This is a genomic window from Methylorubrum podarium (assembly GCF_022179745.1).
Lineage (GTDB): Bacteria > Pseudomonadota > Alphaproteobacteria > Rhizobiales > Beijerinckiaceae > Methylobacterium > Methylobacterium podarium.
Genome location: NZ_BPRD01000386.1, coordinates 1 through 12573, shown reverse-complemented (window position 1 = coordinate 12573; position 12573 = coordinate 1). Strand labels below are relative to the sequence as shown.

Sequence of the window (12573 nt, the reverse complement as noted above, 5' to 3'; positions counted from 1 at the left end):
CGGCGCCGAGGCCGTGCTGTCCGAACTCTCGGTCACGGGGAGCGGCGAGCGCGCGGGCGGTCCCGTCGTCGGATACCGCGCCACACGCTCGGCCACCGCGACGCGGACGGACACGGCGTTGCGCGACACGCCGCAATCGATCCAGGTCGTCCCGCGCGAAGTCCTGGTCGATCAGCAGGATGTGCGCCTCACCGACGTGCTCACCAACGTCAGCAACGTCCAGCCGGGCGGCACCATCCAGGGCCGCTCCGACACCTACATCCTGCGCGGCTTCCGCACCCAGACCTACGCCATCGACGGCCTCGTGCTGAACCCGGCCAACGCGTTCCAGCCGACGCAGCGCGACCTCGCCAACGTGGAGCGGGTGGAGGTGCTGAAAGGTCCGGCCTCGGTCCTCTACGGCCAGGGCGATCCCGGCGGCCTCATCAACATCGTCACGCGCCAGCCCACCCTCACCCCGTCGGCCGACGTGACGGTTCAGGGCGGCTCGTTCGCGTTCCGGCGGGTGCAGGGTTCGGTCTCGGGGGCGATCCCGAGCGTGGAGGGGCTCGCCGCCCGCTTTACCTTCGCCACGCAGGACGAGGCGACCTTCCGCGATTTCGGCGGGCCGGAGAACTCCCGGCACTTCTTCGCCCCGGCCTTCGTCTGGACGCCCGACCCGTCGACGCGCGTCTACCTCAACGCCGAGTTCACCCGCCAACACAGCCAGTACGACGAGGGCCTGATCGCCTTCCGCGGCCGGGTGCCGCTCGACAACGTCCGCCGCTTCTACGGCGAGCCGTGGTCGCGCTACTATGGCGAATCGAACTCGATCACCCTGCTCGCCGAGCACGACGTCAACGAGAACCTGACCCTGCGGCAGGCCGTGAACGGCCAGTGGGGATCGTTCGATCTCCTGGCGACCCGGGCGACGGGCGTGAACGCCGCCGGGACCACGGTGACGCGGCGCCTGACGGAGGGCGATTCGATCTACCACTCCATCGACAGCCGGACGGAGGCGGTCGGACGCTTCGTCGATCCGTTCGGCTTCCGCCACACGGCCCTGGCCGGCTTCGAGATCGTCGACGGCTACCGCCACCCCTTCACCACGCAGGGGACGGCGACCTCGGTCTCCTTCCTCAACCCGATCCGGGGCTCGGTGCCGCAGGTCGGCACGCTGACCCTGCAGAGCGATCTCAGGCAGAAGCTCAGCCTGTTCGGGATCTACCTGCAGGACCAGATCGAGTTCTTTCCCGGCCTGCAGCTCGTCCTCGGCGTGCGGTTCGACACGGCCGATCAGCTCTACTTCCAGCGCACGCCGACCACGCGGACGATCCCGCCGGAACAGAACCTCACCGGCACCTCGCCGCGGGTCGGCCTCGTCTGGCGGCCGGTGGAGCCGCTCACGCTCTACGGCAGCTACACCACCTCCTTCGTCCCGCAGACCGCCAACGTCCTCAACGTCGCGAGCCCGCCGCCGGAGACCGGCGAGCAGCTGGAGGTCGGCGCCCGCTTCGACCTGATCCCCGACCGGCTCACGGTGAGCGCCGCCGCCTTCCGCATCCTGCGGGCGAACGTCGCCGCCTCCGATCCGGTCAATACCGGCTTCTCGATCATCACCGGCGAGCAGCGCGCGCAGGGGTTCGAGGGCGACATCGCCGGCGAGATCCTGCCGGGCTGGAAGATCATCGGCGGGATCGGCTATCTCGATGCCACGGTCACGAAGGATTCGACCGTCGCCGTCGGCAGCCGGCTGCCCGCGGCGCCGGTCTTCAGCGCCAGCGTCTGGTCGACCTATCAGTTCCAGGGCGGTCCGCTGCGGGGCTGGGGCTTCGGCGGCGGCCTCACCTATGTCGGCGAGCGCTTCGGCGACATCACCAACACCTACAAGGTCGGCGCCTATGCCCGCCTCGACGCGGCCGTGTTCTACGAGATCGACCCGACCTGGCGCTTCGCCGTCAACGGCCGCAACCTCACCGACCGGCGCTACATCGAGCAGCCGTTCAACCAGTTCAACAACCTGCCCGGCGCGCCCCTGACGGTGCTCGCCAGCCTGAGCGCGCGCTACTGAGGACGGGGCATCCCCAGAATCGAGCGCCCTGATCGGAGCGTCATGCCCTCCGCCTTCTCTCCCGCCCGCACCCTGCTCTTCCGCCTGCACTGGGCGCTCGGCCTCACCGCCGGGCTCGTGCTCGCGCTCATGGGAGTCACGGGCGCCCTGATGAGCTACGAGGAGGCGATCACCGCCCTGGCCAACCGCGACCGGGTGGAGGTCGCGGCGGCCCCCGACCGGCCGCTGCTCGCGCCCTCGGCCCTGGCCGCGCGGATCGAGGCGCAGCGTCCGGGGCAGCGGGTCGCCGCGCTGACCCTGTCGGCCGATCCCGGCCGGAGCGCGGTGGCGCGCTTCGCCCGCGACCGGGCCGGCGGCGAGCGGCCCGCGACCGTCTACGCCGACCCCACGGACGGGTCCGTTCTCGGCCCGGTGCGGCTGGAGGCGTTCTTCGCCACCGTGCGGGCGCTGCACCGCTGGCTGCTGATCCCCGGCGAGGGCAAGGGCTGGGGCCGCACGGCCACCGGCCTCTGCGCGATCGCGCTGCTCGTCTTCCTCGCCACCGGGCTCACCCTGCGCTGGCCCGGACGGCACGGCTGGCGGGTCTGGCTCCGGCCGAACCTCGCCCGGCCCGGCCGGGCCCGCTGGTGGTCGCTGCACGCGGTCGCGGGGACGTGGCTGCTGCCGGTCTACGCGGTGGCCGCCCTGTCGGGCCTGTGGTGGTCCTTCGACGGGTATCGCGCGGGCGCGACATGGCTCCTCACCGGCCAGGCGTCGAAGGAGCGATCGGAGGCGCGCGCCGCCGACCACCGGGCCGACCGCACGGTACCCGAGGGCAGGCCGGCGATCGACGCGGCCTGGGCGGCGTTCTCGGCCGCGCACGCGGCGGACCACGCGACCCTGACCCTGCCGGGACCGGAGGCGGCGACGATCCGCATCCGTTGGACCACCCCGGACGTGGTGCTGCGCAACGAGGCCACCTACGACGCCCGCACCGGCGTCCCGCTCGGCGACCAGCGCGCCGCCGCGTCGAGCCTCGGCCGGCGCATCGCCGACAACATGCTCGAAGTGCATCGCGGCCGCTTCTTCGGCGCGCCCGCCGCCCTGCTGTTCTGCCTCGCGGCGCTGGCGCTTCCCGGCTTCTTCGCCACCGGGCTGACGCTCTACGCGCTGCGCCGCCGGGCCGGGCGTCGGCGCGTTCCCGGCCGCTCACCCCGGCCGGCCGAGGCGTCCGCGCGCGGGTGACCGCGCGCCCGCCGCGATCAGCGAACTCGCGGTCCGGGCCGGGGTTCTCGCAAGGACGGGCGAGGGATCGGGACCGGAAATGGGCGTATCATCAACGAGAAACCGCCTGCTTCAGGCGCTGCCGCCGGCGGAGCGGGAGCCGCTCCTGGCGCAGTTCGAGCGCGTGCAGGTGCAGAAGGGCGAGGTCCTCTGGTCCGTCGGGGATCCGCTGGAGTTCGTCTATTTCCCGGAAGCCGGACTGTCCTCGAACGTCGCCGTCATGAGCGAGGGGCGCCGGATCGAGGTCGGCTGCTTCGGCCAGGAGGGTATGGTCAGCACGGCGAGCGTGCTGGGGGCCGATCGCGCGCCGCACGAGCTGATCGTTCAGGTCGGAGGCCCGTGGCTTCGGATCGGCACCGGGGCGTTCCGCGAGGCACTCGGGCGCAGCCCGATCCTGCACGGCCTGCTGCTGCGCTACGCCCACACGGTGATGATGACGGTCAGCCAGACGGCGATGTCGAACGGCGCCTATTCCGTCGAGGAGCGGCTGGCGCGCTGGATCCTCATGGCGCATGACCGGCTGGAGGGCGACGAACTCTCCCTCACCCACGATTTCCTGTCGATCATGCTGGCGACGCAGCGATCGACCGTGACGCTGGCGATCCAGGCGCTCGAGGGCTACGGCGCGATCCAGGCCAGGCGCGCCCTGATCATCGTCCGCGACCGCGGCATGCTCTGCGACCTGGCCGGGAACAGCTACGGTCCGGCGGAGGCCGAGTACGAGCGCCTGATCGGCCCCTTCCGGGGGACGGCGGCCGCGTCGTCCGGCTGAGGGATTTTGGCGGCGGCCTCCTCGTGGTTTGAATCGGACGGTTGGTGTCCCCTGCCGGGGGTGCTTTCGCTCCGTAGCGGGCACCGGCAGCGGTGTTGCGCCGCCTCGAGAGAAGGTGTTGCGCCATCGTCGATTTGCGGCGAAGCCGACACATGCCGATGTCAAAGGGAGGTGATTTCGTGTCTCACGAACCGATCAAGGGACCTGCCTCATACTTTCCCTCCATCGAGAAGAAGTACGCACGTCCTATCGGCGAGTGGCAACAGCTTGTCCGCGACCGACTTCCCGCCAAACATATGGAATTGGTGAAGATCCTGAAGGAGGAGCATGGAATGGGGCACGGCCACGCCAACGCAATCGTCGCTCATGTGCTGTCGACGGAAAAAAGGTAGTCGACTTCAGCTACGCATGCCCCACGATCTCTTCCCAACTCATGCAGACCGCTGTTTGTGGAGCTGCGCGGGTGTGGAGAGATGGACGATCTCCTCGTATTTTTAGCCGTCGACCGGCCTCGGTTCGGGAGTTCGATTCGCAGTTTTATAAGTATTATCTGCCATCATTGCACAGTGATACCGTTTCCGATTGATTGGTTCGGTTCAGCCCCACCCCCGTCATCCCGGGGCCGCGTAGCGGAAACCGGAATCCACCTGTGATGCGCGGCTCAACGTGGCATCAAGGGTGGATTCCGGGTTCGCCTTCGGCGCCCCGGAATGACGGGAAGCAGCACCGAAGGCATCAACCGGAAACCGTATGCAATGTCTTCGAACGGAGCAGCGTGATGCCTTCAGATTGGAGGATATTTTGGTGGCATCCTGCTCTTTACCTTAGTTCCCTCGCTGTGCGGGTTTGGTATGGCAATGTGGAATCAATCGAAACGGAATTTCTGATTTTTTCAATCGGTTGGGTCGCAGCGTTTTTCATATCGATTGGCATAGATCGCGCGTTATCTCGGGTTTCTACAGCCGAAATAGAGCGGGAACGCGACATGATTCGTCGGTTCATTCGTGGAAAAAGTGCCGATCGGACCAACTCCAAGAATGCCCGGAAACAATGATCGTGCAGCGATCATTTCAAGGCGTCGCATCAGGTCCGTGACACGGTTTCAGGCTGAGCGGTTCGGCCATCACCACCGGCATCAGCCGGAAATCGTATCGAACCCCTACACCAGCCCCACCGCCTCCTTCGGGAACCGCATCGAGAAGACCGCGCCCCGCCCCGGTCCCTCGGAGAACGCCTCGGCGCGGCCGCCGTGGAGTTCGGCGATGCGCTTGACGATGGAGAGGCCGAGCCCCGTCGATCCCTCGCCGCCGGTGGGCTTGGCCGAGAGGCGCTGGTAGCGGCCGAAGAGACGGCCGGCATCCTCCGGGGACAGGCCGGGGCCCTGGTCGGCCACCGCGCAGACGTAGTCGCCCGACTCCTCCCGCACGCTCACGGTGATCGCGCCGCCGGGAAAGGAATACTTGATCGCGTTCGAGACGAGGTTGTCGAACGCCTCGCGCAGCCGCTCGGCGTCGCCGCAGAGATGGAGCGGGACCGCCAGATCCAGGGCCAGGCTCTGGCCCTTCGATTCGGCGAGCGGCCGGTTGGCCTCGCAGACCTCGCGGGCCAGCGCGGCTAGGTCGACGGGCTCGCGCCGCAGGGTGATGTCGAGGGCGTCGTTCATGGCGTCGGCCATGAGGCTGTCGATCATGTCGATCAGGCGCGTCGCCGAGGTGCGGATGTGATCGACCTGGGTCCGCATCGCGGTCCGGGCGTCCTCGCTGGCGGCGGCCGGCGCCGGATCGAGGCCGATCAGGTCGGCCAGCATCTCGGAGCGGCCCAGAATCACCGAGAGCGGGTTCTTCAGGTCGTGGGCGATGGTGCCCAGGATCTCGGTCTTGAGGCTGTTGGCCCGGCGCAGGTCCGAGCGCTGCATGTCGAGGCGGCGGTTGGCGCGGATCAGCTCGGCGGTGCGCTCGACCACCCGCTGCTCCAGGGTGACGTTGGCGCGCTGCAGCCGCTCGTAGAGGATCACGTTGTCGAAGGCGACCGAGAGACGCCCCGCGAGCAGGGTGATCAGCGCGCGGTCGGTATCGGAGAGCGGGCGGTCGGTGTCGATCAGCGCGACGATCTCGCTGCCGCTCGCGGTCTGGACGTAGAGCGTGGAGAGGTGGTCGCCGAAGCTGTGGCGGCGGGCGGCGAAGGCCTGCTCGACCAGGGGCTGGATGCCGGGATCGAGCGGCCAGCCGGGATCGCGGCCGACATAGCCGCCGTAGAGGCCCGAGCCGGCGAGCACGCAGAAGCCGCCCTCGTGCCGGTCGCCGGCCTCCCGCTCGTCCTCGCGCAGGACGAGGATGCCGGCGCAATCGACGTTGAGGAGCGAGGCGACCTGGGTCAGCACGCCCTCGGCCAGCCGCTGCATCGACTTGTGGTCGAGCAGCATCGGCGCGGCGTCGATGATGATCTCCAGGCCCCGCCGGGTCTCGTCGAGCCGCCGGAGCTGCTGGTAGGCCCGGAGCGCCGCGGTCAGGCTGGTGAAGAGCTTGTCGGCGGTGAGTTCGGTCTTCGCCTTGTAGTCGTTGATGTCGTAATCGACGATGACGCGCCGCTCCGGCGCCTGCCCCGGCTGGCCGGTGCGCAGGATGATCCGGACGGTCTCTTCCCTCAGCTCCCGGCGGATGTAGTCGATGAGCTGGAGGCCGGCATCGTCGGTCTCCATCACCACGTCGAGGAGCACGATGGCGACGTCGCGCCGCTCGGCCAGCAGCGTCCGCGCCTCCTGGGCCGAGTGGGCGGAGAGGATGTCGAGGCCCCGCCCGTCGAGGCTGTAGCCGGCGAGCGCGTAGCGGGTGCCCTCGTGGACCGCCGGATCGTCGTCGATCACCGCGATCGTCCAGGCACCGGCCCGGGCCGGCGCCTCCGCCGCCTCGTCGGGAATCAGTTCAAGCCAGTCGTCGTCCATCGCGTCGTCGGTCGCGTCGTTCATCGCGTGAGGGCCTTTCGAGGTCTTTGAGGCCACCCGCATGCCGGTGCTGATCGCGTCAGCGTAACGAGCGCCCTCTCGTCGCTCTTGGTGAGGCGGCGCGTGCGGTCGCGCCGTTCGAAAGCACACATCGCGATGTCTTAGCGAGAAGTTGCGAAGAAATCTTATCGAAAGACGGCTGGTCTCAACACTTGTCTCATCGGCGCGCGCCGGTCGGCTACAATGATCGCGCACGAGGCCGCTGTCACCCGCTCCGCAAGAGCCGTTGATTGCCGCTTCGACGGCGTCGCCAAGTCCGGCCCGATCGGGCATGGTGCGGGCGAAAGCTGTCGAGTTCGGCCGAGTGCGCCCTGTTCATGTGCCCGTTTCGCGTGCCCTTTTCGAGTCGAGGGAAGATCGAGGTGACGACACGTTTCTCTTCACCCAGCCGAACGGGCGGCCGGCCATGACGGCGACCGGCCCCCATATCGCCGTCGTCGACGACGAGGCGGATGCCCGCGCCATGGTCGGCGATTATCTGCGCCTGCACGGCTTCGACGTGGCCCTGTGCGAGGGCGGCCGGGCGCTGCGGGCGCACCTGCAGATCCGCACGCCGGACCTGATCGTGCTCGACCTCAACATGCCCGAGGAGGACGGCCTCTCCATCGTGCGGGACCTGAAGGCGAGGAGCCCGATTCCGATCATCATGCTGACGGCGACCGCCAGCCCGATCGATCGGGTGGTGGGGCTCGAACTGGGCGCGGACGACTACCTGCCCAAGCCCTGCGAATTGCGCGAACTCGTCGCCCGGGTGCGCTCGGTGCTGCGGCGGGCGCAGGGCGCGCCGTCGGCGCCCGCGCAGGCCCCGGCGAAGGCGCCCGCGCCCGAATCGGCGGCGCCCTCGCGGACCGTCCGGTTCGGCACGAAGTGGCTCGAACTCGACGCCCTGCGCCTGCGCGACGACGCGGGGGTGGAGCAGCCGCTGACCCGCTCGGAATTCGATCTCCTCAAGGCCTTCGCCGACCATCCGAAGCGCGCCCTCTCCCGCGAGCGGCTGCTCGACCTCGCCGACGCCCGCGATCCGGACGCGTTCGACCGGGCGATCGACGTGCGAATCAACCGTATCCGCAAGAAGGTGGAGCCGGACCCGGCCAACCCGCGCTTCATCCGCACCGTGCGCGGTCTCGGCTACATCTTCCGGCCCGAAGGTGATTAACCGCACCGCGGAGGCCGAATATTTCGTCGGCGGGGCGTTCGACGCAACAAACGCCCCTTGATCCGGTGATCCTGTGACCGGCGACGCAAAACGCGGGACACGCCCCCTCCCTAAAACCGTCCCCATCGACGACGGCGAAGCCGCGAGGGGGATGTCATGCAGGGATTGGTTACGATGATCGCCGCGAGCGCGGTGCTGTCCGCCGGCCTCGTCGCCGGCTTGGCCGCGACGGACGCCGCCGCCCGCCCGAAGGCGACGACCGCGGCGCCCATCGAGGCGCCCAAGGTCTCAGCACCCACCGTCACGGCGCCCAAATCCGACACGTCGAAGACCACCGCCCCTTGCGCCGCCGCGTGGCCCTACCAGCCGGCGGCCTGCGCCGCCGACGGGCGCAAGGTGCGCATCATCGCTCTCACCGGGAACTGAGGAGGGCTGCCATGCCGCATTTCTCGAAGGAGGCCCTGGAGGCTTCGCCGGAGGCGCTGGCCAACCTGCGGGAGATCCTGCACGGGCGCCAGCAGGGCGGCCGCACCGGCCGGACCGTCCAGACGACGCCGACCAAGGAGGGCCGTTTCGGCGGCGCGGGCGGCCGGCCCGCGCCGGTGCGCAAGCGGTGCCACACGGCAACGGCCGGCGTGTGAGGGCGGCCCCGCCCGTCGTTCCCATCGAGAGCATCGTCCCGAGAGGCGGCCGCCGGCTTTCGGAAAAAGATGATGCTCTCGCCTGGGCGAGGCCCTTGTCCGGAGACGGTTTTCCGGCGACGATCCCGCCCCGAGCAACGACGCTCCCGAGGGAGCCCGCGACGGGGCGAGGATGCGGGTCGGCCGGAAGATTGCCCTGGTCGGCGGTGTCCCGATCCTCGTTGCCGCGGCCATCGCGGCGGCGGGCTGGTTCCTGCTCGCGCAGGGGGAGCGGGCCCGGGCCGGCGCACTGCTCGCCGCCCGCGTCTTTCACGACCTGACCCTGGCCCGGATGGTCCGCGACGACTTCGTCGCCGCCCGCGCCGACGAGCGCGCCGCGATCGAGACGCAGTTCTTCGACCTGACCGACAAGGCCGGAAGCGGCCTGAAGACGCTTCAGAACCAGGCCCGCACCCGGGGGCAGGCCGAGCGGGCCGCCTCGGCGCGCCAATCCCTCGACCGCTACGTGGCACGGATGCGCGAGTTCTCGGCGGTCGCCCGCGAGAACGACGGACTGATCGCCGAGATGGGCCGGCGGGCGGGCCGCCTGACCGACCTCGCCGAGCAGGCCCGCCAGCGCCAGCAGGCCTCGAACGTCGATCTCGCCTGGACGCTGACGGGGAAGGTGAACCGGCTGCGCGCGACCCGGGACGCCGTGACGGGGCTCAACGCCGTGCTGGCCGCCGCGTGGCCGCTTGCCCTCGCCCGCGACCGCGGCGGCGCGCCCGACGCCGCGCGCACCGAACGCACCCGCCTCGTCCATGCCGGCCGCGACCTCGCGGCGGCCCTGCGCGCCACCTCCCGCGAGACCGAGGCCGCCGAGGCCGAGAGCCTGAGCGCCGCCGATCCGGCCGCGGGCGAGCGGCTGACCGAGTGGGGCGAGCGCCTGCTCAAGATCGTGACCTCCGAGCAGCGCACGCTCGACGACGAGGTCGCGCAGCTCCTCGCCTATGCGGGGGAGGCCAACGCGACGGGCCAAGCGACGCAGAACATCGGCATCACGACGCTCAAGCTCGGCCAGCGCACCGCCGAGGCACTGGCGCGCCGGGACGCGGAGGCCGTCTCCGCCATGCTCGGCGAGGGCGAGCGGCTCTCCGCGAGCGCCTCCGCCCTGCCGATCTCGCCGCTGATCCAGTCCGACATGATCGAAGCCATCGACGGCTGGCGCGCGCGGCTCGCCACCACGGTCGAGGGGCTCAAGCGGCAGAACGCGATGATCGCCGAGATGGACGGCCTCGCCGCCCGGCTGAGCGAGGCCGCCCGCGCCCTCAACGACGACGCGGTCGAGGATGCCGACCGGTTCGGCACCTTCCTGGGCCAGCTCCTCCTGGCCGGCGCGGCGGCCGGTCTGCTGCTGGGCGCCCTCGTCGCGCTGGCGGTCGCCCGCTCGATCCTCGTGCCCCTGCGCCAGCTCCAGGGCGACATGATCGCGCTTGCCGCCGACCCGAAGGCGGAGGGGCTCTCCGGCACGCAGCGCACCGACGAACTCGGCGACATCGCCCGGGCGACGAACTTCTTCGTCACCGAGATCGGCCGCCGCGAGCGGGCGTTGCGGCGGGCCAAGGACCAGGCGGACAACGCCCTGCACGATCTGCATCAGGCCCAGGACGACCTGATCCGCGCGGAAAAGCTCGCCTCGCTGGGGCAGCTCGTGGCCGGCGTCGCCCACGAGATCAACACGCCGCTGGGCATCGCGCTCACCACCGCGACGCTGGTCCGCGACGAGACGCGGGCCTTCCAGGGCCTGGTCGCCGCGGGCACGCTCTCGCGCTCGCGCCTGACCCATTTCGTCGACCGCGTCGGGGAAGGGACGCAGCTGCTCTGCGCGAACCTGACCCGCGCCGCCGACCTCGTCCACGGCTTCAAGCAGGTGGCGGTGGACCGGGCGAGCGACGAGCGCCGTCGCTTCGATCTCGATGTCTGGCTCGGCGAGCTGCTCACGAGCCTCCAGCCGATGCTGCGCAAGGGCGGGCACAAGATCCGGCGCGGCGACCCGTCCGGCATCGTCGTGGACACCTATCCCGGCGTGCTGGCGCAGGTGGTCACCAACCTCGTCGCCAACGCCGTCGTGCACGGTTTCGCCGGGGCCGAGCGGCCCGGGACCATCACCGTGCAGGTGACGCCGGCCGGGCCGCTCGTGCGGCTGGAGGTGAGCGACGACGGCGGCGGCATCGCGCCGGAGCATCTCGGGCGGATCTTCGACCCGTTCTTCACCACCGCCCGCTCCCGCGGCAGCACCGGGCTCGGCATGCACATCGTGCACAATCTCGTGACCGCCAAGCTCCAGGGCCGCATCGCCATCGAGAGCGAGCCGGGCCGCGGCACCCGGGTGCGGCTCGAATTCCCGCGGGCGCCCGGCGACGTCGAGCGGCCGGCCACGGCCCGCCGGCCCGCCGGGGCGCAGGCACCATGAGACGCCGCATGAGCCGCCGCATGAGAGATCGCGCCCGCGCCGCAGGCATCGCCGCCGTCCTGCTGGCCGCGATCGCCGGCCCGACGGGCGCGTCGCCGGCTCAGGCGCGGACCCTGGTCTACTGCTCGGAGGGCAACCCGGAATCCCTCGATCCCGGCCTCGTCACCACGACGACGGCGATGAGCGCCGTGTGGCAGATGTTCAACAGCCTCGTCGAGTTCACCCCGGGCACCACCGACCTGCGGCCGGCGCTCGCCGAATCGTGGCAGGTCTCCGACGAGGGGCGGACCTACGATTTCACCCTGCGGGCGGGCGTGCGCTTCCACGCCCATGCCGGCTTCACGCCGACCCGTCCGCTCAACGCCGACGACGTGCTGTTCAGCTTCCTCCGCCAGTGGAAGCCGGACCATCCCTATCACCGGGTCAGCGGCGACTTCGCCACTTTCCGCGATCTCGGCCTCGCCGGCCTGATCGAGGGGATCGAGCGGCTCGACGAGCGCCGGGTCCGCTTCCGGCTGAAAGAACCGGACGCGACCTTCCTGCCCAACCTCGCCCAGGCCTTCGGCGCCATCCTCTCGGCGGAATATGCCGAGCATCTCGCGCGCCGGGGAACCCCGGAGGCGCTCGCCCGCGCGCCGGTCGGCACCGGCCCGTTCCGCTTCGTCGATTACCGCCCCGACGTGACCGTGCGCTACCGCGCCTTCCCGGATTACTGGCGCAGGCCGGCCGCGCCCCAGGCGGGCGCCGTCGAGGGGCTCGTCTTCTCGATCACCCCGAACACGGCGGTGCGGCTGACCAAGCTCAAGGCGGGCGAGTGCCACGTCATGGCCTTCCCCGGCACGGCCGACCTCGACGCGGTGCGGGCCGACCCCGACCTCGCGCTTCTGTCGGGCGAGGAGTTGAACGTCGCCTACCTCGCCCTCAACACCGCCCGCGCGCCGATGAGCGATCCGCGGGTGCGCCGCGCCGTCAACCTCGCCATCGACCGCCGGGCCATCGTCGAGGCCGTCTACGGGCCGGCCGGCACGGTGGCGCACAACCCGCTGCCGCCGTCGAGCTGGGCCTTCCACCGCGACCTGCCCGAGCCCGCCTTCGACCGCGAGGCGGCCGCGCGCCTGCTCGCCGAGGCGGGCTTCGCCGAGGGGTTCGAGACCGATCTCTGGTTCCTGCCGGTCAGCCGGCCCTACAACCCCAACGGCCGGCGCGTGGCGGACATGATCCGCGCCGACCTCGCCCGC

General features: G+C 70.6%; 10 protein-coding genes. 9 read left to right on the top strand and 1 reads right to left on the bottom strand.

All coding sequences use genetic code 11. The annotated features are described in order from the left end of the window. The 4 genes from MFF42_RS18550 to MFF42_RS18535 all read left to right on the top strand — a co-directional run. On the top strand, positions 1 to 2050 hold a 2050-nt coding region (locus MFF42_RS18550; RefSeq protein ID WP_238257070.1), incomplete at its 5' end, for a TonB-dependent siderophore receptor. Between the two features lie 42 nt (positions 2051 to 2092). After that, complete coding sequence (locus tag MFF42_RS18545) at positions 2093 to 3274, top strand: PepSY-associated TM helix domain-containing protein (RefSeq protein ID WP_238257069.1); 1182 nt, start codon at positions 2093 to 2095, stop codon at positions 3272 to 3274. Positions 3275 to 3353: 79 nt separating this feature from the next. Next, positions 3354 to 4085, top strand: coding sequence for a Crp/Fnr family transcriptional regulator (locus tag MFF42_RS18540; RefSeq protein ID WP_238257068.1), 732 nt, complete (start codon positions 3354 to 3356; stop codon positions 4083 to 4085). A 179-nt stretch (positions 4086 to 4264) separates the two neighbouring features. Then, the gene (locus tag MFF42_RS18535; protein WP_238257067.1) at positions 4265 to 4477 is read left to right on the top strand and encodes a DUF4287 domain-containing protein; all 213 of its coding nucleotides are present in this window, start codon (positions 4265 to 4267) and stop codon (positions 4475 to 4477) included. Between the two features lie 767 nt (positions 4478 to 5244). Here MFF42_RS18535 and MFF42_RS18530 read toward each other — a convergent pair. Next, positions 5245 to 7026 carry an ATP-binding response regulator gene (locus MFF42_RS18530; RefSeq protein ID WP_238257071.1) on the bottom strand — a complete coding sequence of 594 codons (1782 nt, stop codon included), beginning with the start codon at positions 7024 to 7026 and terminating at the stop codon, positions 5245 to 5247. 466 nt (positions 7027 to 7492) lie between these two features. Here MFF42_RS18530 and MFF42_RS18525 point away from each other — a divergent pair, with 466 nt between their 5' ends. The 5 genes from MFF42_RS18525 to MFF42_RS18505 all read left to right on the top strand — a co-directional run. Continuing rightward, positions 7493 to 8242 carry a response regulator gene (locus MFF42_RS18525; RefSeq protein ID WP_238257066.1) on the top strand — a complete coding sequence of 250 codons (750 nt, stop codon included), beginning with the start codon at positions 7493 to 7495 and terminating at the stop codon, positions 8240 to 8242. 156 nt (positions 8243 to 8398) lie between these two features. Then, positions 8399 to 8668, top strand: coding sequence for a hypothetical protein (locus tag MFF42_RS18520; protein WP_238257065.1), 270 nt, complete (start codon positions 8399 to 8401; stop codon positions 8666 to 8668). 11 nt (positions 8669 to 8679) lie between these two features. Continuing rightward, a complete protein-coding gene (locus tag MFF42_RS18515) occupies positions 8680 to 8883 on the top strand; it encodes a hypothetical protein (RefSeq protein WP_238257064.1) in 204 nt (67 codons plus the stop codon). 172 nt (positions 8884 to 9055) lie between these two features. Then, positions 9056 to 11335, top strand: coding sequence for a sensor histidine kinase (locus MFF42_RS18510; RefSeq protein WP_238257063.1), 2280 nt, complete (start codon positions 9056 to 9058; stop codon positions 11333 to 11335). A gap of 20 nt (positions 11336 to 11355) precedes the next feature. Further along, the coding region (locus MFF42_RS18505) for an ABC transporter substrate-binding protein (protein WP_238257062.1) at positions 11356 to 12573 on the top strand (1218 nt) is incomplete at its 3' end.